24 protein-coding genes and 3 tRNA genes are annotated in these 24194 nt (G+C 61.6%); 16 read left to right on the top strand and 11 right to left on the bottom strand.

From position 1 onward, the window contains the following. Nucleotides 1-395: 395 nt before the first annotated feature. The 8 genes from P7F60_RS04910 to P7F60_RS04875 are packed head-to-tail and all read right to left on the bottom strand — an operon-like array spanning nt 396 to nt 3361. Entirely contained in the window at nt 396-605 is a 210-nt protein-coding gene (locus P7F60_RS04910; RefSeq protein ID WP_277916599.1) for a hypothetical protein, read from the bottom strand. Beyond that, nucleotides 605-1150: a hypothetical protein gene (locus P7F60_RS04905; RefSeq protein WP_277916598.1), complete on the bottom strand. Its 546-nt coding sequence runs from the start codon at nt 1148-1150 to the stop codon at nt 605-607. The genes P7F60_RS04910 and P7F60_RS04905 overlap by 1 nt, the downstream gene beginning before the upstream one ends. Further along, nucleotides 1147-2172, bottom strand: a complete 1026-nt coding sequence (locus tag P7F60_RS04900) for a hypothetical protein (RefSeq protein ID WP_277916597.1) — start codon at nt 2170-2172, stop codon at nt 1147-1149. Before P7F60_RS04900 ends, P7F60_RS04905 begins: the two co-directional genes overlap by 4 nt. Continuing rightward, nucleotides 2169-2417: a hypothetical protein gene (locus P7F60_RS04895; RefSeq protein ID WP_277916596.1), complete on the bottom strand. Its 249-nt coding sequence runs from the start codon at nt 2415-2417 to the stop codon at nt 2169-2171. Before P7F60_RS04895 ends, P7F60_RS04900 begins: the two co-directional genes overlap by 4 nt. After that, nucleotides 2414-2542, bottom strand: a complete 129-nt coding sequence (locus P7F60_RS04890) for a hypothetical protein (protein ID WP_277916595.1) — start codon at nt 2540-2542, stop codon at nt 2414-2416. Before P7F60_RS04890 ends, P7F60_RS04895 begins: the two co-directional genes overlap by 4 nt. Further along, entirely contained in the window at nt 2539-2715 is a 177-nt protein-coding gene (locus P7F60_RS04885; protein ID WP_277916594.1) for a hypothetical protein, read from the bottom strand. The genes P7F60_RS04890 and P7F60_RS04885 overlap by 4 nt, the downstream gene beginning before the upstream one ends. Continuing rightward, nucleotides 2712-3131: a hypothetical protein gene (locus P7F60_RS04880; RefSeq protein WP_277916593.1), complete on the bottom strand. Its 420-nt coding sequence runs from the start codon at nt 3129-3131 to the stop codon at nt 2712-2714. Before P7F60_RS04880 ends, P7F60_RS04885 begins: the two co-directional genes overlap by 4 nt. After that, complete coding sequence (locus tag P7F60_RS04875; RefSeq protein ID WP_347276853.1) at nt 3128-3361, bottom strand: helix-turn-helix domain-containing protein; 234 nt, start codon at nt 3359-3361, stop codon at nt 3128-3130. The genes P7F60_RS04880 and P7F60_RS04875 overlap by 4 nt, the downstream gene beginning before the upstream one ends. A 73-nt stretch (nt 3362-3434) precedes the next feature. On the opposite strand from P7F60_RS04875, the gene P7F60_RS04870 reads away from it, so the two are divergent. The 5 genes from P7F60_RS04870 (at nt 3435) to P7F60_RS04850 (ending at nt 8165) form a co-directional block, all read left to right on the top strand. Further along, nucleotides 3435-3824, top strand: coding sequence for an Arc family DNA-binding protein (locus P7F60_RS04870; RefSeq protein WP_277916592.1), 390 nt, complete (start codon nt 3435-3437; stop codon nt 3822-3824). A 3-nt stretch (nt 3825-3827) separates the two neighbouring features. Further along, complete coding sequence (locus P7F60_RS04865; RefSeq protein WP_277916591.1) at nt 3828-5063, top strand: site-specific integrase; 1236 nt, start codon at nt 3828-3830, stop codon at nt 5061-5063. Between the two features lie 689 nt (nt 5064-5752). After that, nucleotides 5753-5881 (top strand): hypothetical protein, encoded by a 129-nt coding sequence (locus P7F60_RS04860; protein WP_277916590.1) that lies wholly within the window; start codon nt 5753-5755, stop codon nt 5879-5881. Next, complete coding sequence (locus P7F60_RS04855; protein WP_277916589.1) at nt 5878-6183, top strand: hypothetical protein; 306 nt, start codon at nt 5878-5880, stop codon at nt 6181-6183. Before P7F60_RS04860 ends, P7F60_RS04855 begins: the two co-directional genes overlap by 4 nt. 203 nt (nt 6184-6386) lie before the next feature. After that, complete coding sequence (locus P7F60_RS04850; protein ID WP_277916588.1) at nt 6387-8165, top strand: PAS domain-containing methyl-accepting chemotaxis protein; 1779 nt, start codon at nt 6387-6389, stop codon at nt 8163-8165. A 77-nt stretch (nt 8166-8242) separates the two neighbouring features. Here P7F60_RS04850 and P7F60_RS04845 read toward each other — a convergent pair whose 3' ends face one another. Next, nucleotides 8243-15877 (bottom strand): hypothetical protein, encoded by a 7635-nt coding sequence (locus P7F60_RS04845; RefSeq protein ID WP_277916587.1) that lies wholly within the window; start codon nt 15875-15877, stop codon nt 8243-8245. A 477-nt stretch (nt 15878-16354) separates the two neighbouring features. Here P7F60_RS04845 and P7F60_RS04840 point away from each other — a divergent pair, with 477 nt between their 5' ends. Next, entirely contained in the window at nt 16355-16723 is a 369-nt protein-coding gene (locus P7F60_RS04840) for an Hpt domain-containing protein (protein WP_277916586.1), read from the top strand. A 173-nt stretch (nt 16724-16896) separates the two neighbouring features. Next, nucleotides 16897-17217, top strand: coding sequence for a 2Fe-2S iron-sulfur cluster-binding protein (locus P7F60_RS04835; protein WP_277916585.1), 321 nt, complete (start codon nt 16897-16899; stop codon nt 17215-17217). A 324-nt stretch (nt 17218-17541) separates the two neighbouring features. Here P7F60_RS04835 and P7F60_RS04830 read toward each other — a convergent pair whose 3' ends face one another. Next, complete coding sequence (locus P7F60_RS04830; protein WP_277916584.1) at nt 17542-18168, bottom strand: DUF922 domain-containing protein; 627 nt, start codon at nt 18166-18168, stop codon at nt 17542-17544. A gap of 109 nt (nt 18169-18277) precedes the next feature. On the opposite strand from P7F60_RS04830, the gene folP reads away from it, so the two are divergent. From folP to folK, 3 genes are read left to right on the top strand one after another with little or no spacing between them, the layout of a single operon-like run. Continuing rightward, nucleotides 18278-19129 carry a dihydropteroate synthase gene (gene folP / locus P7F60_RS04825; protein WP_277916583.1) on the top strand — a complete coding sequence of 284 codons (852 nt, stop codon included), beginning with the start codon at nt 18278-18280 and terminating at the stop codon, nt 19127-19129. Between the two features lie 13 nt (nt 19130-19142). Continuing rightward, nucleotides 19143-19511 carry a dihydroneopterin aldolase gene (gene folB / locus P7F60_RS04820; RefSeq protein WP_277916582.1) on the top strand — a complete coding sequence of 123 codons (369 nt, stop codon included), beginning with the start codon at nt 19143-19145 and terminating at the stop codon, nt 19509-19511. Continuing rightward, nucleotides 19504-20022 carry a 2-amino-4-hydroxy-6-hydroxymethyldihydropteridine diphosphokinase gene (folK, locus tag P7F60_RS04815; protein WP_277916581.1) on the top strand — a complete coding sequence of 173 codons (519 nt, stop codon included), beginning with the start codon at nt 19504-19506 and terminating at the stop codon, nt 20020-20022. Before folB ends, folK begins: the two co-directional genes overlap by 8 nt. 4 nt (nt 20023-20026) lie before the next feature. Here folK and P7F60_RS04810 read toward each other — a convergent pair whose 3' ends face one another. Then, complete coding sequence (locus P7F60_RS04810) at nt 20027-20896, bottom strand: RNA methyltransferase (RefSeq protein ID WP_277916580.1); 870 nt, start codon at nt 20894-20896, stop codon at nt 20027-20029. Nucleotides 20897-21154: 258 nt separating this feature from the next. On the opposite strand from P7F60_RS04810, the gene P7F60_RS04805 reads away from it, so the two are divergent. The 6 genes from P7F60_RS04805 to nusG all read left to right on the top strand — a co-directional run bounded on the left by P7F60_RS04805 (nt 21155) and on the right by nusG (nt 24104). Further along, nucleotides 21155-21239: transfer RNA gene (locus tag P7F60_RS04805), tRNA-Tyr, on the top strand. A gap of 26 nt (nt 21240-21265) precedes the next feature. Next, nucleotides 21266-21339: transfer RNA gene (locus P7F60_RS04800), tRNA-Gly, on the top strand. Nucleotides 21340-21547: 208 nt separating this feature from the next. Next, on the top strand, nt 21548-22723 hold the full coding sequence (tuf, locus tag P7F60_RS04795) for an elongation factor Tu (RefSeq protein WP_277916568.1): 1176 nt from the start codon (nt 21548-21550) through the stop codon (nt 22721-22723). 372 nt (nt 22724-23095) lie between these two features. After that, nucleotides 23096-23171 (top strand) — tRNA-Trp (locus P7F60_RS04790). Between the two features lie 183 nt (nt 23172-23354). Next, the gene (gene secE / locus P7F60_RS04785) at nt 23355-23555 is read left to right on the top strand and encodes a preprotein translocase subunit SecE (RefSeq protein WP_277916579.1); all 201 of its coding nucleotides are present in this window, start codon (nt 23355-23357) and stop codon (nt 23553-23555) included. Nucleotides 23556-23573: 18 nt separating this feature from the next. Further along, a complete protein-coding gene (nusG, locus tag P7F60_RS04780; RefSeq protein WP_277916578.1) occupies nt 23574-24104 on the top strand; it encodes a transcription termination/antitermination protein NusG in 531 nt (176 codons plus the stop codon). Nucleotides 24105-24194: the final 90 nt, after the last annotated feature.

Genomic DNA, 24194 nt, shown 5'->3' with positions numbered 1-24194 from the left:
TATTCGATTGGCGAGACGCTAGGTATACAGCTCTTCAGCTGAAGTATCAGTTAGATAAGCTCGAATCCGATTTTCAGAGCGGTCCTGCGACGCAATTTCCGGATACATCAAGCTCCGAATTTAAGTTGCCTTACTATGAATTCAAAAATGAATTTGACCTTGTCCAATCCCGGATCGACGAAATTGAGACAAACCAAGCAACTGACAGAGCATACCGATGGGCGGTTCCTTTGCCTAGGAAGCCGGAATCCAAGTACGAAGAGAATGAATTTTGGTATTACTCACCCCAATTAGAAAAATTCTTTCTAACGGATGTTGGTAAGACGTATCTAAGGCGTGAAATTTACACTGAAATTGAAATTAGGTTTAAACCATTTTATTCTACGGGCGCCTTATTAATCAGTATCGCCAGCCTTTTGATCGCTCTGGTTAAGTCGTAGAAATTCCAAGAGATCGTTCTCAAAAACATAGTATCTGCCGCCGATGTCCTTGATGGGCGTGTTCGGCATTTTTGCGATCGTGTCCCGGATAAAATCTGCTCCGACGCCGATGCGCCTGCCGATGGCGGGGAGTGTCCAGATGATGCGTTCGCTGTTGTCGCCCATCAAATCTCGTCCTCTGGATAGTCGATCAGGTCGTCGGAAGACAGCGCGCCGATGCGGCCAAGGATCGCCTTGCGCTGGCTGCTCGCTCGCGGCTTGTCTCGCATCCGCCCCTTGATCGGCTCCGGCACGACACCGGCTACCGTGACGGGCTTGCAGGTGAAGCCGCCAGCCTGAAGCCTGATCAGCAATTCATCCCGCTTCTGCCAGTCGTTACCCGAATGGCTCTTCACCAGCTTGCCGTTTTCGTATCGCTCGATGATCCACTCCGGGAAAGCCGAGATATGCCGCTCCCAGTATTCGAAGCGCAGGACGGGCTTCGCTGGCTTGAAAGTCTTCGGCTGGCGAAGGTCGATGCGGCCTGGGTTTGCAGCCGGCCGCCGCGCTTCGTGGCGAAGGAACTGCTCGGCGCTGGTCTTGGAGCCTAGAACCTTGGCGATCATCCGTTGCTCGGCGACCGAGGCCGCGCTGACCGGGGCAGACGGTTTCAGGAGGTTCCGCGTCCAGCGCTCGATATCGTCCTGAGAGGGTTCGATGTCGTCAGTCATGCTACGTCCATCCATGGTTCGATGTCGAATTCGTAAAGCTGCCCGTCCATCAGGTTTTGCATCAGCCGAGGCCAGTGCATGACGGGCACATGATGCTTGAGCAGGAAAGCTTCTGCCGCTGCCTGAGACTTCGGAGCCGGGAACGGTTTGCGGCTGAGCGGGCGGCCCTGGAGAACCTTCGGATGCTTTGCCTTTCGCCAATCCACCGAAGGGACAGGTGAAGGTGCAGAATTCACCGAAGGGTCAGTTTCCACCGAAGGGACAGCGCCGCCTTTTTTTTCCGAAGGCGCAAAAGCCGCATCGCCGTTCTTCGCGGAGAGGTAGCTATTGGGCTCTTGAGCGGGTGAGGAAGCAGCCACAGCGGGCGCAGGCGAGGGCACAGAATGCGGATACGCTTTTTTTTCTTCTGCCACATCGAAGGCCGGAGGCTGCGTCCCGACAGCCTTGCTTGCTTCGCCTGTGGTGGACGGCTGCGCAAGGCTGTCTCGCGTATACGTACCCTCGATAGGATCTCCCGTTTCATAAGCAGAAATACTGTCAGGGGTATATATGTCAGGTATATAGGGACATACGGGTGTCCCGTCACATACGCATTTCTGTCCCTTCACCCCCCCCTGTCCCTTCACATTTTGTCCCTTCACTTCGGGCAAAATCTGTCCCTTCACTTCGCCGATCTGTCCCTTCACATCCGGCAAGGTGAGATAGATGCGACGTGTCTTCCCAATTGCTTCCCCTTTCGGGTCTCGTTTGACGAGAGTGGTGCGCTCTATGAGGCAGGCATCATCGAGTGCGCCGAGACCACGTTTTGCCGTGCGCTGGTCTGCGCCAATGGCGCTGGCAAGATCGTCGTCGGTTGGGAAGGCGTAGCCATATTCTCGATTGAGGAATGTCGGCAGAACGTTGGCAACACGATATGCGGCGCGAGGGAGAGTGCAGCTCGCGGCCGCACTTCTCCACTGATCTCGAAGCATATTGAACCGGGCCGCATCACCAGTTTTGAAATCGATGCGAATGGCGCTCACTCGTCACCCGCCTTTTCCCTCCGATGCGCAGCAGAGTGATGAAACCTGCAAAGCCAGATCACTTCGAGCGGACGGCGATAATCGGGGTGGTGCGCGTCGGTCCGCAGATTTCCGCAGACCTTGCACGGCTGTTTGACGAGGGAGCCATTGCGGAGGGCCGTAGCCACCCGCAAATGTGCGCGATATTTCTTCGGGTTGTCCTTGCGCCATTGCGCTTGACGGCCGAGAGGCTTGTCGTTCTTCAATTCCGGCGCTCCTCGTAGTGATCGAGGATCCACATTCCGGGCGCGGCGATGATGTCGCCGACCGCTGCCAAGAGTTTCGCGAGCTTGAAGAGGAGGATTGCGGTCCAGAGGGCGAGGAGCTTCATGCGCCAAACCCTCCGAGCACGCGCGAGAACGGCGGCTCGCGCTCGTCAATCGCTTCAAGCTCGTCGTCTTCACGGTCGGGGTCGCCGTCGATCTCGTCGAGCAGCGCGATTGCGTTCTCGACCCACCGTTCGAGTTCGGCGCGGCGGAACTGATAGATGGCGGGGCTTTTCATCGTGAGCGCTCCCGCACATAGTTCTCAGGATGAGGATGCGTCATGTGAAAGAGCTTGCAACGAAGCTCCTCAGCCACATCGCATTCTTTTTCCGCGAGCATCGCAATTCGCTGTACAACGCGCCCATGGTGTTCGTCGAACGTTTCCGCGATCAGGCACAAACCGCGAAGAAGATCACTGATAGTTGTGAGGGGGGTTTCCATGTCGGTAACGCAGCGGAAAGGTCCGGCCTCATATGGATCATAGGAAGGGGCTGGCGCTTCGGCCGTCCCGGTGCTATCGTCCGTCCTGTTCATTTCCTTTTCCTTCTCTGGAATGGTGGAACCACGGCTCGGAGAGGTTGCCGCCTCTGCCGGGCCTTTTGCGTTCTGGTGATCCGCGAATGTGCGCGGGACTTGGCGGAGGGGCGGTTTCACGCTGCGCTCTCCGTGAAGAAGGCGATCAGCGTCTTGCGCTCCACGACCCATCGACCATTGACCTTCCTTGCTGGCAGTTGACCTTTATCGAGCATGTCGAACGTTGCGCGGCGCGTTCTGCCGATGAATTTTGCGATCTCCTCTCCACCCCACAGGAGATCAATTTTTTCTTCGCTTCCTTCCATCCTTAAGCCTTTCGTAATGGATGAACGTGTAACCACGGTGATCACGTAACCACCGTGGTGACTTGATGTCAAGACCACGGTGGTGCTATGCAGTGTGTAAATCGAGAGGATTGTGGAAATGGGCCGAGATGATCCGCAGCTTAAGCTACGTTTGACAGAGGAACTTAAGGAAAGGGTCACAGAGGCCGCGAAAGCAAATAACCGATCAGTAAACTCGGAAATAGTTGCGCGTCTGGAAGAAAGCTTCGGTGAAAACCTATCATTACCTGAAGATTTGATGCGCCGAATTAAGCAGTCTGCTAGATTAAATGAACGTTCAGTCAGAGGCGAAATTTTAGGAACGCTAGATATGATGTATCCCGGCCTCCCTTCAAAAGAAGAGCTTCTTGCAACGCTTGATGAGTTTTTGAAGAGAGCGGAAGATGAAGGTCTTCACAACGATCCTCTTTTTACAACTCGGCTCTTAGAGCACCTTACAAACTTGAATTTTGCTCTGCGAAACGGTTGATCTGTGTCGGTCAGAAAACGCGAATGGACAACGCCGAAGGGCGAAAAGAAGCAAGCCTGGGTCGTCGACTATAACGACATGGCCGGCAAGCGCCGTCTGAAGACATTTCGGCTCAAGAAAGAGGCTGACGCCTTCGCCAGCAAAGCCGACGTCGAGGTCCGCGAGGGCACGCACGTTGCCGACCGCGAGACTGTGACTGTCGAGGCGGCAAGCAAGCTGTGGATTTTGTCGACCAGGGCGGCCGGACTGGAGCGGTCCTCGATCGAAGATTACGAACGGACACTTCGACTGCACATCGTCCCGTTTATCGGCGCCCTGAAGCTGAACACCTTGACCACGGCAAGACTGCGGGCATTCGAGGACGAATTGCGCGAGGGCGGCCGATCCGCCTCTATGACAAAGCGCGTCATGACATCGCTCGGCACCATGCTTGCCGACGCTCAGGAGAGGGGTCTTGTCGTTCGCAACGCCGCTCGGGAGATGCAGTCTCGCCGGGGGAGCAAATCCACCCGACAAGAGAAGCGCCAGAAGGGCAAGCTGAAGATCGGCGTAGACATTCCGCTTCGGGAGGACGTGAAGGCGCTGCTGGCCGTCTGTGAGGGCCGGTGGAGGCCTTTCATTCTGACGGCGGCATTCTGCGGTCTACGGGCTTCAGAGTTGCGCGGCTTACGCTGGCAGGACGTTGACCTCGATAAGCGGGAAATCCGGGTGCATCAGCGCGCCGACCGCTTCAACGATATCGGCAAGCCCAAATCGGTTTCGGGCGAGCGCACGGTTCCGGCGCCGCCGATCGTCATCAACGCATTGAAGGAATGGAAGCTGGCTTGCCCACGTCGGGAGACGGGCAAGGCCGATGCAGACGGTAAGCCGGTGAAGGCGCTCGATCTCGTTTTCCCGAATGGTCAAGGCAAGGTCGAGAACTTGAACAACATCCTGAAGCGCGGTCTTCATCCGCTTTGGGTGAAGGCGGGCGTGTCGATCGAAACAGGAGAGGTTGACGAGAAGGAGCAGCCGGTCTTCGTGTCAAAATATTCCGGTCTTCACTGCCTGAGGCACTGGTTCGCTTCGTGGTGCATCAACCGGCGCGAGGACGGCGGCCTCGGCCTGCCGCCGAAGATGGTGCAGGAACGCATGGGGCACAGCACGATTGCCCTGACAATGGACCTCTATTCTCACCTATTCCCGCGAGACGATGACGGCTCGGAATTGGCCGCTGCGGTTGACTTGGTGCTGGCTTGATGCAACATGGGTGCAACATGGACCGCCAAAACCCTTATACCGTAGGGCGAAAATCATGATTTGTAATCAGGGGGTCGCGGGTTCGAATCCTGCCGGGGGCACCATTTTTTTCTTGCGCGCTGCCGTCATCCAACCAATCTCGCGGGTTCGCCTTCGCTCTACTTGGGTGCGCCATTTTTTCTTTCGCGACGCTGCCTCAATACGGTACGCTGGTTCACATTCGCTGTGCGTTGGCCTATCAGGCCTTGTTGAATTTCATTGTTTCGGCGATATTCGCGCCCATGTGGCGACTTCGAGAGTCGTGGCACGGTTTGATTTTTTCAGTCTTTGGCCTCGTTTCCTGCTTGCGGCCATCGGTCTTTGCGACAATTTTTGATTGTTTTCCGGGAACATTTTTTCGCATAAACAATTCTAGTTATGCTGCAGGATAGTTTGCTTATCCCTACGCATGATCCTGCGGTGTCCCTACTTCTAGTCAGCGCTCCTTGCCCGGCTCTTTCGCCGGGCTTTTCTTTTCGGCGCGACCGCGCTGGCCGCTTTTGCCCATATGGCAAAGCGAAGTCCTCACCCAGTCGCAGTATTGAGCGTTTGATCGACATTCTCTAAGATTCGATTCGGTGACTTGTCAGTTGCTACAATTTCCAGTGCCCCTGCTGCACCGACCTCATTGGCAGCAGGGGTCTTTTGTTTTGGCCATCAAGGCAAGTGAGATCGGCGCGATACTGAAAAAAACATTGCGTGTGCGGCTTGCCTTTGCCGCGCGCCTGGGCAAACGTGGTCTGATGAGTATTTCCAGGCTGGCATCCGAGACCCCATGAGAGACGCAGTGATCGACACTTTGACCGGCATGTATTTCACGGTTGACGACGAGGACGGTGCCTACGGAACCGGTCAGGTTATACGCCTCGCTGCCGAAGGGGTCTATTTCGTCCGTTTCGACGGCAATGAGGTGACGCTGCCTCTGGAACTGGCGACCATCGGGGAGATGGTGGAGGCGACTGACCAGGGATACAAGCTCTGGCGATTCTTCGACACGATAGAAGAACGGGACAGGTGGATCGATTGGCTCGACGCTCCGTCCAAGCCTCGCGTCCTCTCGCTTGTGAAGCCGGTCAAATAGATGGAGTAGGTCGGCCAGCCCTTTGCTGGTCATTATTGGACGCAGGACATTGCGGTCATGCGGGTCGCCAGAACCAGACTTGATTGACCGTAATGTCGACAATATGCAATTCATGAGATTATTTATTATTGATGCAACTCTGAGTTAAGAGAAAATTTGATAATCGATATCAAACTCCAGGTAACTTTTCCCTGGAGGGTTGCATGTCACTGTCCGCCTGGATTCAAAGCCGTCGCATTTCGCAACATTATCAGGCGATCTCCAAATCGCATGCACTGATCTGGTTCGCGCCGGATGGGATCATCAAGGGCGCAAACGAGAATTTTTGCGCTGCGCTTGGTTATTCGCTGCAGGAAATCATCGGTCAGCATCACCGGATTTTCGTCGGCGCGGACCTATCCGCATCGCCGGCCTACGAAACCTTCTGGCGGGAACTGGCGACCGGAAAGCCACAGGTGGGGCAGTTCCGGCGTCTTTCCAAATCCGGGCAGGATGTGTGGATCGAAGCCTCCTACGATCCAATTCTTTCGGGCGGCAAGGTGATCGAAGTCGTGAAGATCGCCGCCGATATTACTGCCACCAAACTTCTCTCGCTTCACAACCAGAACAAGTTGCGCGCGCTCGATGCCTCCCTGGCGGTCATCGAATTCGATCTCGATGGAAAGGTGCTGGATGCCAACGAGAATTTCTGCCGTCTGATGGGCTATCGGCTGGAGGACATCAGGGGCAAGCCGCACAGCACCTTCTGTGAGGCTGATTATGTCGCATCGAGCGAGTATGGCCGCCACTGGGAGCGGCTGCGCAACGGCGAACTTCTAAGCGACACCTATATCCGCAGGACTCGCGATGGCGCGCGCGTCTGGGTCCAGGCCTCCTATAACCCCGTCGCCGACAGCCGTGGAAAAATCTATGGTGTCATGAAGTTCGCGACCGATGTTACCGCCAGAATGAAATCGGTCGATATTCTCGGCAATGCCATCGGCGAACTGGCGCAGGGGAATTTGACATCGCAGGTGCCGCAGCCGCTCGACAAGGCGGTGGAGCGCACGCGTACGGATTTCAATGCGGCGGTGACGACGCTGGACCGAACCATCGGCGAGATTTCGATGACCGCCCGCGATATTGCCGGCACCGCCGGTGAAATGATGGCGAGTGCCGATGCCATCGCTAAGCGGACGGAGCAGCAGGCGGCATCGATCGAGGAGACCGCTGCCGCGCTGGCGCAGATCACCCAGACGGTGGGCGATACCAGCAAGCGCGCTGGCGAGGCTGGCGCCATTGTGCGGCAGACGCGCAGCGCCGCGGAGGAATCCGGCGCTATCGTCCGTGATGCCGTTTCGGCGATGGGTCGGATCGAACAGTCTTCGCATGAGATCGCCAATATCATCGGTGTGATCGACGAGATCGCCTTCCAGACGAATTTGCTGGCGCTGAATGCCGGTGTGGAAGCGGCCCGCGCCGGTGAAGCGGGCAAGGGCTTTGCCGTCGTGGCCCAGGAGGTGCGCGAACTGGCACAGCGTTCGGCAAAGGCTGCCAAGGAGATCAAGGCGCTAATCACCGTCTCCTCCGAACAGGTCAAGGCGGGCGTTTGCCTCGTCGACAGGACAGGGGCGGCGCTGACGACAATCGTTGCGCGGGTTCAGGAGATAGACGGCAATGTCAGCGCTATCGTCGATGCCTGCCGTGAGCAGGCGATGGGCGTCACCGAGATCGGCCAGGCGGTGAACGTGCTCGACCAGGGCACGCAGCAGAACGCCGCGACCGCCGAGGAGCAGAGTGCGGCCAGCAACATGCTCTCCGAACGCGCGGTGGCGCTGACGCAATTGCTGGCGCGGTTCCAGATCAGCGATCGGTTGGGAGCGGTCAGTTCGCACAGGGTTGGTGCGCCGGACGGCAGAGGCGAAGTGGCGGCGCGCTTTGCCAGGCCGCGGCTCGTCAGCGGTGCCGCGGCGGCGGTCCGCGAAAACTGGGAAGAATTTTAGGCGGCCGCATTTCAGCACCCGATAAAAAAGCCCCGTACGACGCACGGGGCTTTTTTCGCTTTGACCTCCAGGTCGGCTTAGTTGAACCGCCCTGCGGCGTGGGCCAGCATCGTGTAGACCTTGCCGGTATCGGAGGTCAGGTAGGATTGGGTCACCGTCTTGTCGCGGTCGGTGCGGGCGACATCGCCGAGCAGCTTTTCGAAATCGGCGATGTAGCGATCGACGGCGGTGCGGAATTCCGGCTCGCGGTCATACTTGCGCTTGATCTCGTCGAAGGTCTGCTGGCCCTTCAGCGTGTAGAGGCGACGGGTAAAGACGTCGCGCTCGCCGCGCTGGTAGCGGCGCCACAGCTCGACCGAGGCATCGTGATCGATGGCGCGGGCGATATCCACCGACAGCGAATTCAGCGATTCGACCACATGGCGCGGGTTGCGCGTGTCACCGTTGCGCGGCTGCGCGGCGGCTTCCACCGGGCGCGGCTGCGGCGCGCGCGCCGGCTCGGCCTGTGGCGCTTCGTCACGCGAGGCGCCGCGCAGCAGGTCGCTGATCCAGCCGCCGGTTTCCGCGCCGCGCAGAGCCGCTTCAGTGGTGCGCGGTGCGGGAGCGGGGGCTGGGGCGGCGGGCGCAGCCGGCGGGGCGACGACCGGGCGGCTCATTGAAATGCTGCCGCGCAGGCCGAAGCTGTCGTCCGGGCGAAAGCCTTGCGTCTCGCGTGGCTGTTCTACCGGTTGCGGCGCCGGGCGGCGTTGTTGCGGCTGGGCCTCGGCCATGGCGCGCAGCGACGGCTCGGAGACTTCGAGATTGCGCGAGGAACGGCCGACGATCTGCGAGATATCCTGTAGCGCCTTGATCTGCTCGGAGACGGCGCGGCGCATGGCGGCGGCACTTTCCTTAGCCTCTTCCGGAAGATCGAAGGCGCCCTTGCGCAGTTCGCCGCGGGTGACGTCGAGTTCCTTGCGGATCTCATGCGCCGAGCGGCGAATTTCATCGGTGGCACCGGCAAAGCGGTTGACGGCTTCGTCGACGGCTTCGCGAAGCGCGGCGCGCATCTGCTCGGCGGCGGCGCCGGACTTCTGGCCGCTTTCGGCCAGCAGCTTGTCGACATCGGCCAGCGACTGGCCGACGCCGCTGCGAACCCGGCCGGCGAGATCGCCGGAGCGCTTCTCGGCTTCCGTGAAGGAGTGTTCCAGCGCCTGCCGCGCGTCCTGCGAGGCCTTGACCACCATGTCGCGCATGCCTTCGGCAGCGGCTTCGGCGCGCTTTTCCGCATCCGAGAGAACGCGGCCGACTTCGGCAAACGAGGTCTGGATACCCTGACGCAGATTGCTGGTCGCCTGGCTGGAGCGTTGCTCGGCCTGATCGAAGGCGCTTTCCACCATGCCGGCCAGCGAACGCATCGACGATTCGATTTCGTCCGAACGCTTGACGAGGCCAACGGCGAGGTTGCGCAGGGCTTCCTCGCGTTCCTCCAGCGTGCTGACCAGATTGGTCTGGGCAGCCGAGAGCAGGTCCGTCGCCTGGCCGAGCATTTTGGAATGATCGCCGAAGCGGGTGACGATGCCCGAAACCTGCGCCAGCGTGTCGCCGGAGATACCGGCCAGGCGCTCGACCTTGCCTTCGAGGAAGCGTGTCGAGGTCGAGACGCGCTCGGCGGCCTTGTCGGCGGCTTCGACGAACTGCGAGGTCGCGGCTTCCATCGTCTGGTTGACGCCGCGAAGGTCTTCGCTTGCGCGGTTGACCACCGAAGCGATGCCGGAATTGCTTTGGGCAAGCCGGTCGATCAGGCCGTTGACGCTTTCGGCCAGGGTGCTTTCGATAGTCGAGAGCTGGTTGGCGGCGCTGTCGGCGCGGGCGGTGATGGCGTTGATGAGCGCGGCATTCTCGGCACGCAGGCGATCCGCGCCGGTCTGGGCGGCGGCCGTGATCTGTTCGGCAGCGGCGCGGCCGATGGCGGCGTAATCGTCGATGACCGGCCGCGCCTTCTCCTCGATCAGGCGGGCAAGTTCGGCGGAGCGGCCGGCCAGCATCGAATTCAGCTCACGGGTGCGCTCGTCGATGGACGAACGGACCGAGGCGCCGCGGGCTTCGAGCTGGCGGTCGACGTTGGAAAGCGATTCGTCGATTTCACGGACGCGGGCGTCGATGCCTGTGCGAATTGCGTCGCCGCGGGCTTCGAGCGCGCGGTCGACATTCGACAATGTCTCGGCGATCTGCTCGGTGCTGCCGTGCAGGGCGGAGCGGATGGCGTTGCCGCGGGCTTCCAGCGTGCGCTCGGCCTGTGACAGCGTGCTTTCCAGTTCCGTCGTCTTGGTTTCCAGCGTCGTGCGCACCGATTCGCCGCGCGCATCCAGGGCACGTTCGGCTTCGGCCAGCATGTCGGCCAGTTCCGAGGTGCTTTCATGCAGTGTGGTGCGGATCGAGGCACCGCGCTGCGTCAGCGCCCGTTCGGCCTCGCCGACGGCCTGGGAAATCACGTCGCTGCTCTGCTGCAGCGAACCGCGAATGGCATCGCCGCGCGCTTCGAGGGAGGCCTCAGCATTGGCGAGCGTCTGCGAGATGGCGCTGACCTGGTTGCTGACCAGCCCTTCGGCCTCGGCCACCTTGTTGACGATGGCATTGCCGGCGGCCGAGAAGGTCTGGGCGACGGCGGCGGCCTGGGCGGCAAGGCGGTTCTGAGTTTCGGTGACGCGGCCGACGATGCGGTCGGCGCGCTCCTCCACCGACTGGGTGAACTCGGTGTTCTTCCGGTCGATCTGGTCGAGGAACTCGGCGCCGGTGCGTGACAGGATGTCGGCGGTGCGCATGGCTTCGGCGTCGATTCCCTGCGTGGCATCGGTGACGGCATGGCGCAGCGTCGAGGCAAGGCCGGTGGCCTTTTCCTCGATGGTGCGGGTGACGTTGTCGAGGCCGACATTCAGCGCCCGGTTCATGGTGTCGAGACGTTCGTCGAGGCGCTCGGTTCGGCTGTCGAGGGTTTCGGCCAGTCGTTGCGCGCGGCTTTCGACACTTTCGGCGAGGCGCGTGGCACCGTTGTCGATCGTCTGGGCGATCTCGGTGCGGCGGGCATCGAGCGATTCGGTCAGGCGGTTGGTGGCTTCGGCGCTGCTGCGCTCGATGCCGTGAACCTGCATCGACAGCGCCTCGGCAAGCTGCCGCCCGGTGGCGCCGACGCGGTCGACGATGCCTGCAGCATTGTCTCGCACCTTGTTGTCCATCAGCGAGAAGCTGGCTTCGACGCGAGAGCCGGCGTCGTCGACACGGCTGGAAAGCGTTTCGGCGGAGCGATCGATGCGGGCAGCGGTCTCCTCTGCGGTGATTGCGATGCGGCCGGCCGTGTCGAGCATGCGGTCGGCAATATGGCCGGTGCTGTCGCGCAGGCGCTGGTCGAGGCGCTCGGCGCTGGCGTCGATGGCCTGGCGCAGCGCGGTCTCGCGGTCTTCCAGCGACATTTCCATCATGCTGGCGCTGGTGGCGATGGTGGTGCCGATCGATGTCGCCTGTTCGGACAGCATGTGCTCCAGGCCGGAGCGGGCCTGTTCCAGGGCCGAGCCGATCATGTTGCCGCGCTCGTCCAACGTGGTGCGAATCTGCTCATGGGCGCCGCGGATGCGGTCCTCGGTCGAGCCGAGCGTCGTCTCGATGCCGGCAATGCCGCCGGAGACGGTTTCGGCGATGCGGCGGGCGCCGCTGGAAATCGCCGTCTCCGCCCGTTCGACGGAAGCGCCGAGCACCGAATCGATGGCATTGCGGCCGGCTTCGATCAGGGCGCTGAGATTGCCGGTCTGGCTGGTCAGCGACGTCTCGAAGCGCTGCTGGTTGGTCTCGAAGGTCTCGCGGATCGAATCGGCCTGCTGGCCGAGCGAGGCGGCAATGCGATTTTCGGCATCCCCGAGCGCCTCGATGGCGGCGGTGGTGCGTGTTTCCAGCATCATGTCCAGGTTGATCTGGCCATCGAGAAGGGCATTGCCGAGCCGCTCCTCGCTGTTCTTCAAGGCCTGGGTGATGGCTTCGCTGTGCTCGCCGAACGTCGAGGTCAGGCGCTGCTGCGTTCCCGCAACGGAATTCAGAAGAGCGCCGGTGCGTTCTTCCAGCGTCAGGTCGAGACGCGTCTGGCCGTCGCGCAGGGTTTCGGCGATGCGCTGTTCACTACGCTCCAGCGTCGAGGCGACGTGGGCGGCGCCGTCGCCGATCACCTGGTCCAGACGCAACTGCCCGTCGGCCAGCGAGCCCGCGATGCGCGAGTGGCCGCTTTCGAGCGCCGCCGCCATCGAGGCCGCGCGCTGGTCCATGGCGGCGGCGATGCGCCGTTCGCCATCGGAAAGGTGCTCGGCGAGCGCGCTCGTGCGCTGATCGAGCGCCTCTGCGATGCGGCCCTGGCCGCCGGTGACAGCGTCGATGACCGCATCGGCGCGCTCGGAGAAGTTTTCCTCGAACCGGGTGCGCGTCTGCTCCAGCGTGCCGAGCAAGGCGTCGCCACGCTCGCTCATCAGCCGCTCCAGACGGTGTTCGGTCGAATCGAGGGCGGAGGCGATCTGGTCGCTGCCGAGACCCAGCGCCGTGGTCATTTCCAGCATGCGCTCGGTCATGGCGGCATCGAGCTTCTCGGTGCCGCTGGCCAGCGCGCCGGCGACGTCGCGCGTGCGGGCGCTGAGCGTCGAGGCGATGTCGGTGCTGGCGGCCTGCAGGCGGTCGGCGATCTCGGTCTTGCCGCTGTCGATGGCGGAGGTGATCTGGTCGCTGTGCAGGCCGAGCGTCGTCGCCATTTCCAGCATGCGGTCGCCCAGGGCGGAGCCGAGGCGTTCGGTGCCGGAGGCCAGAGTTTCGTTGATTTCCTGGGCGCGGGCACCGAGCGTCGAGGCGATCTCCTTGCTGGTCGTCTGCAGGCGATCGGCGATCTCGGCCTTGCCGCTGTCGATGGCGGAGGTGATCTGGTCGCTGTGCAGGCTGAGCGTCGTCGCCATTTCCAGCATGCGGTCGCCCAGGGCGGAGCCGAGGCTTTCGGTACCGGAGGCCAGGGTTTCGTTGAGTTCCCGGGTACGCGCACCGAGCGTCGAGGCGATCTCGTTGCTGGTCGTCTGCAGGCGATCGGCGATCTCGGTCTTGCCGCTGTCGATGGCGGAGGCGATCTGGTCGCTGTGTAGGGCAAGCGTGGTGGTCATGTCGAGCATGCGCTCGCCAAGCGTTGCGTCGAGCTGTTCCGTGCCGGAGACGAGCGTGGCCTGCATCTCCCGCGTGCGGGCGCCGAGGATGGAGGCGATTTCGCTGCCGGTGGACTGGAGCCTATCGGCGATCTCGGTCTTACCGCTGTCGATGGCGGAGGCGATCTGGTCGCTGTGTAGGGCGAGCGTGGTGGTCATGTCGAGCACGCGTTCGCCGAGCGCCGAACCGAGCTGTTCGGTCCCTGCGGCCAGGGCGCCGCTCAACTCTTCCGTGCGGGCGCCGAGGGCGGCGGTCAGTTCCATGCTGCGCAGGTCGATCTCGCTGGCCATGTCGGCGGTCTTATCGCCGATCATCGTGGCGAAGTCCGCCGTGCGCTTTTCCAGGGCGGAGGAAATGCTGCCGGCGCGGTCTTCGAGCGCGCGGCTGAGGTCGCCGGAGCGTGCCTCCAGCGTCTGCGACAGTTCGCGGCTGCGGCTTTCCAATTCGCCGGACAGGGTGGCAGTGCGTTCGCCGAGCATGGCGGAGAATTCGACCGCCTTCTGTCCGATGGCGCTGGCGATTTCTTCGGCACGACCGCCGACGGCGCGCTGGAATTCCTCCGAGCGGGCATCGAGCGTGTTCGACAGTTCGCGGCTGCGGCTTTCGAGCGCGCCGGAGAGGCCGGCGGTGCGCTCTTCGAGCATGGCGGAGAATTCGTCGGTGCGCTGGCCGATGGCGCCGGAGATTTCCTCGGCGCGATTGTTGAGCGCGCGGTGGAATTCATCGGTGCGGGCGCCGAGAACGGCGGCCATTTCCACCGTCTTTTCGCCGAGCGCGGCGGTGATTTCGCCGGCCGTGCTTGCCAGCACGCCTGAAATGTCGTTGGAGCGGGCGTGCAGGCTGTCGGTCAGGTCGCGCATGCGGCTGTCGAAGCTGCTTTCCAGCACTTCCTGGCCGGTGCCGAGCGCGGTCGCCAGCGCGAAGGAATGGTCGCTCAGCGAAGCGCCGAGGCGGTCGATGCTGGAATTGAGGATGCCGTCGATGGAATCGCTGCCGCCGTTCAGCGTTTCGCTGATGCGGGTCAGGCTTTCCATCAGCTTGCTGTCCAGCGAGCCGACGCGGTTTTCGAAGGCTTCGGTGAATTCCGAGACGCGGTCGTCGAAGATGGTCGACAGCTGGTTGACGGTGGTCTGCAGCCGTTCCTCGAAGAAGCCCGAGCGCAGGTCGAGATCCATGATCGTGTCGTCGATGCTCGATTGCAGCGACTGGCGGAAGCTGCTGCCCTTTTCCTCGATCGAGCTGTTGAGCTTGGCGAGCACGTCGTCGAGCGTGCCGGCCAGCGTGCTGTGGCCGCCGGTCAGGGTGTCGTTGATCTCGCGGGTGCGGGCGATCAGGCTTTCGTTGAGTTGCTGGGCGCGCTCGTTCAGGGCTGCGTTCAGGCGCTCGGTGTTTTGGTCCAGCGTCGAGGCGCGGGTCTCGAACTGGTCGAGCAGTTCACGGCCGCGCTCGCCGAGCGTGATGTTCAGTTCCTCGAGGCGGGTGTCGAATTCGTTGGTCAGCGCGAAGCCGGAGGAATTCAGCGTCTGCAGCAGGGTTTCGGTGCGGCTGCTGAGCAGGTTGCCGATGGCTTCGGCGGCGGCGTCGGATTTTTCCGTCAGCATCGCCGCGCGGGTGTCGATCAACGAGGCGAATGCCTCGCCCGACGTGGCGAGGCGGATGGTGATCTCCTCCGTCGCCAGCGACATTTCTTCCTTGAGCTGCTCGTTTGCGCCGGCAATCGTGGAGCGGATGCGCTCGACATGGTTGACGATCGCCTCGCGCTCGCTGCCCAGTTCCTGCACCAGGCCGCGCACGCGCATTTCATTGTCGGTATAGCTGCGTTCCAGCGCATTGACTTCGGAATGGACGAGGGTTTCCAGTTCGGCGGCGCGAGCGATGGTGCGCTCGATGCCCTCGTTCATCGCCATGACCTCGCGGCGGACGGCCTGGCCGACGGTCATGATGCGCTCGGAGCCAATCGTTTCCGGCTCGGACAGGCGCAATGCTACTTCGGCCATGGAACGCGCGGCGTTGCGCAGGTCATGCGCGCGGGCGATCATGATCGCGAAGGCATAGATCAGAAGCAGCGGCAGCAGCGTGCCGATCAGCAGCGCACCGGCGCCGGGAAGGGCGATGAATTCGGCGAGCGAGCGCACCTGCCAGATCTGCGGCGAAAGCAGCATCTGCGCCAGGCCGAAGCCGCCGAGGACCCACAGGGCGCTGACGATCGTCGCCATGCGCAGCGCCGGCTTGAGCGAGCCACCGTCGAGCGACTTCATGATACTGGCGGAATTGCGCCGGCTGGCGTCGTTGGCGGCCGACGAGGGCGCACGCTGCCCCTGGGCGGCGTCGGGCGCGCGGCGAGGCTGGGCCTGCTCGCTTCTCTGGCGCGGCTTGTTCACCGCTCCCTTGGCATCCGGCAGGGCCTTCTGCCGCGGCGAGGATTTGTCGTCGCGAAAATTGATCTGCAAGGCGTTTTCCAACGCCTCATATGCCTTTTCGTCGATCGACTCGTTGTTCTTGTTGTTCGCCATACGATTTACGCCTCGCTACACATCGGCTTCGTTCGCACTGTTACCGGCAACCGCCATTCAGCCGGAAACGCATCACTCCGCTTGGAAACCGGGGGCGCAAACAGCAAGCTGCCGCGGCCCCGGCGAATTCCGATCTGACGAGATACCCGCTTTTTCGTCGCATGGGTATCTCCGGGACAGCCCGTCCGGCCGGTCCGCGGACCTGAGGACGGCATTTCACCCTTTTTCAGAAGTACCGTAGTGACACATTCGGCAGACAGAGACAATTCGACCCCACCCGGACGCCCTTGCCCCGCAGGCTTTGTTAACAGTTTTTAAAGCAATTCATCCCTAAAAAACAGTTATTTTAGCCATGTTTAGCCCATATTAACCATCTTTGATGTTTTCCGCCCTGATTGCGCCTGAATTTAACGGGAATCCAGCGCGGCGGGTTACAGGATGTTTCCGACCGGAAGCACATAAAAAGGAAATTGGCATATGGCAGCGGTCAGTATCGCTTTCGAAGCTCCCGAGAACGTCACCGGATACCGCGCAGCGCCCTCGCGGCCCATCGATCTCGTGCATCTGGCCGGCCAGACCATGGGCGACAAGGCGCTCGAAATCGAAGTTCTTCAGACCTTTGCGCGCCATGCCCGCGCCAGCCTGCAGGAAATCGCCCATGGCGACCGAGCTGGCGCGGCGATTGCCATCCACCGGCTGAAGGGCGCTGCCGCAGCCGTCGGCGCCTTCCAGGTTTCGGCCGCCGCCGAAAAGCTTGAAGCCAGTCCCGCAGACGCGGCCCTGTTCGCCGGCGTCGACGCAGCCGTCCTGGAAGCGGAAAACTTCATTCTCAAGCTGTGTCGATAAGGAACGACGCGCCCGCTTTCCGGGGTTGTGAGAAAAGACCGGGGTGTCTCACTTCCGGTCTCGGGCGAGGGCATGGGGCCATGCCTGCCATCCGCGCGTCACTGATTGACGCGCATGACGAATTCGTGGAAGAACGGCCATTCGATTGGAATGACTGAACGGAATCCGATGCCATGACCAAGCTTACCATCCTTGCCTTCGACGGAACGCGTTTCGATCTCGATGTCGAGAACGGGTCGACGGTGATGGAGAATGCCGTGCGCAATTCCGTGCCCGGCATCGATGCCGAGTGCGGCGGCGCCTGCGCCTGCGCCACCTGTCATATCTATGTCGACGATGCCTGGACGGAGGCCGTGGGGCAGCCACAGCCGATGGAAGAGGACATGCTCGACTTCGCCTTCGACGTGCGTCCCACCTCGCGTCTCTCCTGTCAGATCAAGATGACGCCGGCCCTTGACGGGCTGGTGGTGCATGTGCCGGAACGGCAGGCTTGAGCTTTCAATCCTTCTCCCATGAGGCGCTCAAAAAAAGCCTCGCTCTCTTTGAGGAGGAGCGAGGCTAGGAGGGCGCATCACCATATCAGGCGAGGGAGGAAACACCTGCGGTTGACAGACGCGCCAGGAGAACCCGGATTGATGCGATCAATGTATTCGTATCGGCTGCTTTAAGTTGAGACGACTATACTACGCTTGCGGCGGGATAGCCATGCCGAGAAATGACCGGTTATTGACAGGGGTCGAAGCAAGCCTCGCGCAAGCTTCGGATCGTTACTGACAGGCCGTTTTTCGACTCGGTTCCGGCGGCGCCCCTGAAAAGGCTCAATCCTGCGCGGAACGGCCGGATAGCCGGTAGCGCATCAGACGCGTCATCCGGCTTTCGAAATTCGCCGCCTCTATCCGGTCGAATCGGGCCTGGTCGCGGTCGTGGTCGTCCAGCTCCCGGCGGGAGACCTCCGCGACGCGAGCCTGCAGCACCTTGCAGGAACGTTCCGCTCCAAGGCGCGAGAAGCTCTTTTCCATCTGCCGGGCATGGTTGCGGGCGATCTCGGCATGGCGCTCCTCATGCCGCTTGATATCGGCGGCGAGCGTGTTCCAGATCATCGCCAGGCCCTTCGAGGCATTTTTCGGGCGGTTCCAGCGCGGCAGGATCAGTTGCGTGCTCAGCGTAATCAGCACCTTGTCGACGCGGCAGAGATGGCCGGTCTCGGCATAGGTGACCGAGCCGCCGAATTTTATGCGCGTGGCGCCCGGATGGCGCATGGGGGAGGCCAGCGTCTTCGGCCCGTGCCTCGACAACGCGTCGTCCAGCTGCTCGGCGGTGGCGCCCTTGACGGTGAAATAGCGGATGCTCTTGCGGATCACGACCTCGGCGTTTGCGCCAGTGGAGGCAAGCGTCGCGGTGGCAAGCAGAACAAGAAAAAGGCGCGAAGCAGCGGATCTGGTCATTTCGTCCTTGGCAGGCGGGTTGAAACCACGGCAAGCTTGCGGCATAGCGGCGGCGAAGGCAACACGCTGCCGCACTTCTCCAAACTTTCTGACCGGGGATCGTTTTTCGGTGACAGTTTTGACAACACGCATCTGGCCGGTGGCGCATGGCCGCACGCTGGCGCTCGGCGAGACCGGCCGCCTGATGGCGATCGTCAACGTCACGCCCGATTCCTTTTCCGACGGCGGCGAGCATGCCGTCGCGGCGAGCGCGGTGGAACATGCGCTTAGCTGCGTCGGAGAGGGCGCTGACATTCTCGACATCGGTGGCGAATCGACACGGCCAGGCGCCGATCCTGTCTCGGCGGCGCAGGAGCAGGACCGCGTCCTGCCGGTCGTCGAGGCGCTGGCGGCGCGCACAGATGCGCTGATTTCCATCGATACCTACCGGGCTGAGACGGCGCGGCTGGCGATTGCCGCCGGCGCCCATATCGTCAATGACGTCTGGGCCGCGCAAAAGGAGCCGGAGCTTGCGACCGTCTGCGCCGAAGCCGGCGCCGGGCTTTGCCTGATGCATACCGGGCGTAACCGCGAACGGCTTGCCGACGTCATCGCCGACCAGCGCCTGTTCCTCGACCGCTCGCTTGCCATAACAGATGCGGCGGGCGTTTCCCGCGAGCGCATCGTGCTCGACCCGGGTTTCGGCTTTGCCAAGGAAACGCCTCAGGCCAATCTGGAGTTGATGGCGCGAAGCGATGAACTGGCTGTCTTCGGCCTGCCTTTGCTGGCCGGCACATCGCGGAAGCGCTTTCTCGGCAATGTCACCGGCCGCGACGCCAAGGACCGCGACGTGGCGACGGCGGCGACGACGGCGCTGTTGCGCATGAAGGGCTTTGCGATTTTCCGTGTTCACAATGTCGCAATCAACAGGGATGCGCTGGCAATGGCGGATGCTATGCTCGCCTTCCAGACAAAGCCTTGAGCGGAGCGGCGGCATGAGCGGCACCTACACCATCCACCTTCAGAACTGCGCCTTCTTCGCCCGCCATGGGGTTTTCGAGCAGGAAGAATTCCTCGGGCAGCGCTTCTTCGTCGATGTCGAAATGGAGGTCGACCCAGGCGATGCGCTGGAAACCGATTCGATCGACAATACCGTGCATTACGGCGAGGTGTTCCAAGTCGTCGAATCGATCGTGACCGGCACGCGCCGCTACCTGATCGAGGCGCTGGCGCATGACATCGCCAAATCCATCTGTCAGCAGCATCCTCAGGTGCGCCGCGCCAGAATCACCGTGCGCAAGCCCGGCGCACCGGTGCCAGGCATTCTCGATTACGTCCAGGTGAGCGTTGAGCACCGTGCCTGAGGCTTTAACGCATCGCGCGGCGCTGGGTCTCGGCGGAAATCTCGGCGATCCCGCCCGCGCCATGGCGGATGCATTGCAGGCGCTCGACGCCCGCGACGATTGTATGGTCAGCGCCGTCTCGCGGCTTTACCGCACGCCGCCCTGGGGCAAGACCGACCAGGCGGATTTCTTCAACGCCTGCGCGGAACTGCACACCGTGCTTACACCGGCGGAACTGATCGCGCTCTGCCTCGATATCGAGCGGCATATGAAGCGGGTGCGCGACGCGCGCTGGGGGCCGCGCACGCTGGATATCGATATCCTGACCTATGATGATTTGACGCTAGACAGTGAGCGACTGGTGATTCCGCATCCGCGGATGCTGGAGCGCGGCTTCGTGCTGATGCCACTCGCCGATTTCGCCGGCGCAATGGTCGTTTCCGGACGGCCGGTGTCCGATTGGCTACAGGCAGCCGATACCACCGGAATCGAGATCGCCGATGGCGATCCCGACTGGTGGCGGCGCGCCTGAGAGGTCAGCGCTTGAGATAGGCACGCGTCGCGTAGAGCGCGATGGCGGCGGCATTGGAGACGTTCAGCGACTTGATCTGCCCGGGCATGTCGAGGCGGGCGAGCGTGCTGACGGTCTCGCGCGTCTTCTGGCGTAGGCCCTTGCCTTCCGAACCCAGCACCAGCGCCACCTTGTCGCCCGAAAAGCTGTCTTCGAGAACCGCCGGTCCCTCTGAATCGAGGCCGAGGGTCTGGAAGCCGAGGTCGTGCAACTCAGCCAGCGCATCCGCCAGATTGGTGATCTGGATATAGGGAATCATTTCCAGCGCGCCGGAGGCGGATTTGGCGAGCACGCCCGATTCGGTCGGGCTATGGCGAATCGTGGTGATGACCGCGCCGGCATCGAAGGCGACAGCCGAACGCATCAGCGCGCCGACATTGTGCGGATCGGTCACCTGGTCGAGAACCAGGATCAGCGGGCTGTCCTTCAGCGCTTCCAGCCGGCGCACGGGCAGGGGACGGGTTTCCAGCATGACGCCCTGGTGTATGGCCTCCGGGCCGAGGATGCGTTCGATCTCATGCGGCGAGACGATATCGACGGGAATGCCGAGCGTTTCGGGCTCGACCTCCAGCCGCGCCAGAGCGTTCTGTGTGACGCTGAGGCGCACGTTCTTGCGCTGCGGATTGGCCAGTGCTGCGCGCACGGTATGCAAGCCATACAGGAAGACCTGGTTGGCCTCGAGCGCCGGCGGCTTCCAGTCCTTCTGGCCGGCGCGCTTGCGGCTGTCGGGAGTGGGAATCTCGCCACGCTCTCGGCGGGCATCGCGATGAGCACGCCGCAGAGTGGCGTAATGCGTGTCGCGGGCGGATTTATCGTTGTCTTTGTCCTTGGTCATGGCGCTTTATATCGGGGGGAAAACCGGCCCGCTAGGGACAATCGCATGGACGCGCGCAAAGACGCCACGGGCGGTCGCCGATGGTTTTTCGACCGAAGCCCAGAAAAATCGAGCTTTCCACAGCCGCTTTAAAAAATCGAATTTATTCATGAGAATGCGTGTTGACAGATCGGATCGGGGAAGTCATATACGCCGCACAGACAGCGGAGCACACGCTACGAAGTCGAGAAAACTTGGCCTTCCGACCAGGACGAAACTGGAGAGATGCCCGAGTGGTTAAAGGGGACGGACTGTAAATCCGTTGGCTCAGCCTACGTTGGTTCAAATCCAACTCTCTCCACCATTCGTCCTCGGAAAGCGCCAGACCCTGCGGGTATAGCTCAATGGTAGAGCAGCAGCCTTCCAAGCTGAATACGCGGGTTCGATTCCCGCTACCCGCTCCATCTGTAACTTCCGAAAACATACTTGTTTGACGTCTTGGGCCTGTGTGATTTCAGCTCGTTAACCTGATTTGCGCAAAGCCTAGGATTATCGCTTCGCCGCCGCCCGCTGCAAATATTTAAGTCTTGCGCATTTATTGCGAAAGCCTTAAACGGCGGCACTAAACCCGTTCGCCGGGTCTCCTCTTACCGATCCACAGGAAGCATTCAAATGGCAAAGAGTAAGTTTGAGCGCAACAAGCCGCACGTGAACATTGGCACGATCGGCCACGTCGACCACGGCAAGACGTCTCTGACGGCTGCGATCACCAAGTTCTTCGGTGAATTCAAGGCTTACGACCAGATCGACGCAGCACCGGAAGAGAAGGCCCGCGGCATCACGATCTCGACGGCGCATGTCGAGTACGAGACCGCCAACCGCCACTACGCCCACGTCGACTGCCCCGGCCACGCCGACTACGTCAAGAACATGATCACCGGCGCTGCCCAGATGGACGGTGCGATCCTGGTGTGCTCGGCTGCTGACGGCCCGATGCCGCAGACGCGCGAACACATCCTGCTTGCCCGCCAGGTCGGCGTTCCGGCGATCGTCGTGTTCCTCAACAAGGTCGACCAGGTCGACGACGCCGAGCTGCTCGAGCTCGTCGAGCTGGAAGTGCGCGAACTGCTGTCGTCCTACGACTTCCCCGGCGACGACATTCCGATCGTCAAGGGCTCGGCGCTGGCCGCTCTCGAAGATTCCAACAAGGAAATCGGCGAGAACGCTGTCCGCAAGCTGATGGAAGAAGTCGACGCCTACATTCCGACGCCGGAACGTCCGATCGACCAGCCGTTCCTGATGCCGATCGAAGACGTGTTCTCGATCTCGGGCCGCGGTACGGTCGTGACCGGTCGCGTCGAGCGCGGCATCGTCAAGGTCGGTGAAGAAGTCGAGATCGTCGGCATCCGCCCGACCTCGAAGACGACGGTGACCGGCGTTGAAATGTTCCGCAAGCTGCTCGACCAGGGCCAGGCCGGCGACAACATCGGCGCGCTGGTTCGCGGTGTGAACCGTGACGGCGTCGAGCGTGGCCAGATCCTGTGCAAGCCGGGTTCGGTCAAGCCGCACAAGAAGTTCAAGGCCGAAGCCTACATCCTGACGAAGGAAGAAGGCGGCCGTCATACGCCGTTCTTCACCAACTACCGTCCGCAGTTCTACTTCCGCACGACGGACGTGACGGGCATCGTGACGCTGCCGGAAGGCACGGAAATGGTGATGCCGGGCGACAACGTGACCGTTGACGTCGAGCTGATCGTTCCGATCGCGATGGAAGAAAAGCTGCGCTTCGCGATCCGCGAAGGCGGCCGCACCGTCGGCGCCGGCATCGTCGCCTCGATCATCGAGTAATCGATGATGACGATGCCGTAAGCTTGCCGACGGCAAGTGAAGATCTGCAAATGACGCGCAAGCGCGATTTGCAGGCGGCGCCGGCATCATCGCCTCGATCATCGAGTAGTCTTTACTCGGTATCCATTCGAAAAGCCCCGCCGGAAACGGCGGGGCTTTTTGCGTTCTGTGATGCGATTCCGTTGTTTCAAATCGCAGCGTGAAAACAGGGCCTTGCGGTTTTCCACCGGCGGGCAGGGTGCTCTTGCGAAAATTTGACCATCCCGATAGGAAAATGAAAAAACAGGCTTGCAATGCCGGCCAAGCCGCCTTAAAGGAGCCCCATGCCGACGGTGCGGCGCAAAAGCGAGCCGATGCCGGAGGCGGAGACGAAGGGGTATAGCTCAGTTGGTAGAGCGGCGGTCTCCAAAACCGCAGGTCGGGGGTTCGAGCCCCTCTGCCCCTGCCATTCCATTTCATCCGGCGCAGTATCATGCAGCCGACGCTGGTTTGGCAAAACATATCTAAGGCCGTAAATATCGAATTGACACTTGAGAATCGCGTCTTCGATGTTTATGTAAGGTTCAAACAGACACGCGGTGCGTGGGGCTGATTCAACCAGCTTTACGCGCCGTAATTGCGTGGGTAGTCAATGGCATCGAAAACCAACCCAGTTACGTTTCTCCGGCAGGTCCGGGCGGAGACGGCCAAGGTCACGTGGCCGTCGCGCCGCGAGACGATGATCTCGACCGCCATGGTGCTGGTCATGGTTATTTTCGCTGCGTTGTTCTTCTTCGCCGCGGATCAGTTGATGGGCTGGCTTTTGAGCCTCGTGCTGAACATCAGCAGATAATACGGGTGGAGACAGGCAATGGCGGCGCGCTGGTATATCGTCCACGCATATTCGAATTTTGAAAAGAAGGTCGCGGAGTCGATCGAGGAGAAGGTTCGCCAGAAGGGCCTTGAGCATCTCTTCGAAAAGATTCTTGTCCCGACCGAGAAGGTGGTCGAGGTGCGGCGGGGTCGCAAGGTCGATTCCGAGCGCAAGTTCTTTCCGGGCTATGTCATGGTTCGGGCCGACTTGACGGATGAAGCCTATCACCTGATCAAGAACACGCCGCGCGTCACCGGTTTCCTCGGTTCCGACAACAAGCCGGTTCCGATCCCGGACTCCGAAGCCGACCGTATCCTGGGCCAGGTCCAGGAGGGCGTCGAGCGTCCGAAGTCCACGATCTCCTTCGAGATCGGCGAGCAGGTTCGGGTGTCCGACGGTCCGTTCGCTTCGTTCAATGGCATCGTTCAGGATGTCGACGAGGAGCGCTCGCGCCTCAAGGTCGAAGTCTCGATCTTCGGCCGCGCGACGCCCGTCGAACTGGAATACGCTCAGGTCGAAAAGGTCTGAGCGATCGCGGACCTCCGGTCCGCATGCGCGTGGAAGGTGAGGCGGCTTTGGCCGGCCGTCAATCAACCGGACCACGCAACCGCAGCCGCC

Origin of the sequence: Rhizobium sp. YJ-22 (genome assembly GCF_029601685.1) — a bacterium.
Lineage (GTDB): Bacteria > Pseudomonadota > Alphaproteobacteria > Rhizobiales > Rhizobiaceae > Metarhizobium.
Note: the sequence above shows the minus strand (reverse complement) of the source record. Positions and strands in the feature narration are given on the sequence as shown.

Excerpts from the sequence above, each read along its gene's own strand:
- P7F60_RS04910 (WP_277916599.1), bottom strand. The coding sequence starts at position 605 with ATGGGCGACAACAGCGAACGCATCATCTGGACACTCCCCGCCATCGGC.
- P7F60_RS04905 (WP_277916598.1), bottom strand. The coding sequence starts at position 1,150 with ATGACTGACGACATCGAACCCTCTCAGGACGATATCGAGCGCTGGACG.
- P7F60_RS04890 (WP_277916595.1), bottom strand. The coding sequence starts at position 2,542 with ATGAAGCTCCTCGCCCTCTGGACCGCAATCCTCCTCTTCAAGCTCGCG.
- P7F60_RS04885 (WP_277916594.1), bottom strand. The coding sequence starts at position 2,715 with ATGAAAAGCCCCGCCATCTATCAGTTCCGCCGCGCCGAACTCGAACGG.
- P7F60_RS04870 (WP_277916592.1), top strand. The coding sequence starts at position 3,435 with ATGGGCCGAGATGATCCGCAGCTTAAGCTACGTTTGACAGAGGAACTT.
- P7F60_RS04855 (WP_277916589.1), top strand. The coding sequence starts at position 5,878 with ATGAGAGACGCAGTGATCGACACTTTGACCGGCATGTATTTCACGGTT.
- P7F60_RS04850 (WP_277916588.1), top strand. The coding sequence starts at position 6,387 with ATGTCACTGTCCGCCTGGATTCAAAGCCGTCGCATTTCGCAACATTAT.
- P7F60_RS04845 (WP_277916587.1), bottom strand. The coding sequence starts at position 15,877 with ATGGCGAACAACAAGAACAACGAGTCGATCGACGAAAAGGCATATGAG.
- P7F60_RS04840 (WP_277916586.1), top strand. The coding sequence starts at position 16,355 with ATGGCAGCGGTCAGTATCGCTTTCGAAGCTCCCGAGAACGTCACCGGA.
- P7F60_RS04835 (WP_277916585.1), top strand. The coding sequence starts at position 16,897 with ATGACCAAGCTTACCATCCTTGCCTTCGACGGAACGCGTTTCGATCTC.
- P7F60_RS04830 (WP_277916584.1), bottom strand. The coding sequence starts at position 18,168 with ATGACCAGATCCGCTGCTTCGCGCCTTTTTCTTGTTCTGCTTGCCACC.
- folB (WP_277916582.1), top strand. The coding sequence starts at position 19,143 with ATGAGCGGCACCTACACCATCCACCTTCAGAACTGCGCCTTCTTCGCC.
- P7F60_RS04810 (WP_277916580.1), bottom strand. The coding sequence starts at position 20,896 with ATGACCAAGGACAAAGACAACGATAAATCCGCCCGCGACACGCATTAC.
- tuf (WP_277916568.1), top strand. The coding sequence starts at position 21,548 with ATGGCAAAGAGTAAGTTTGAGCGCAACAAGCCGCACGTGAACATTGGC.
- secE (WP_277916579.1), top strand. The coding sequence starts at position 23,355 with ATGGCATCGAAAACCAACCCAGTTACGTTTCTCCGGCAGGTCCGGGCG.
- nusG (WP_277916578.1), top strand. The coding sequence starts at position 23,574 with ATGGCGGCGCGCTGGTATATCGTCCACGCATATTCGAATTTTGAAAAG.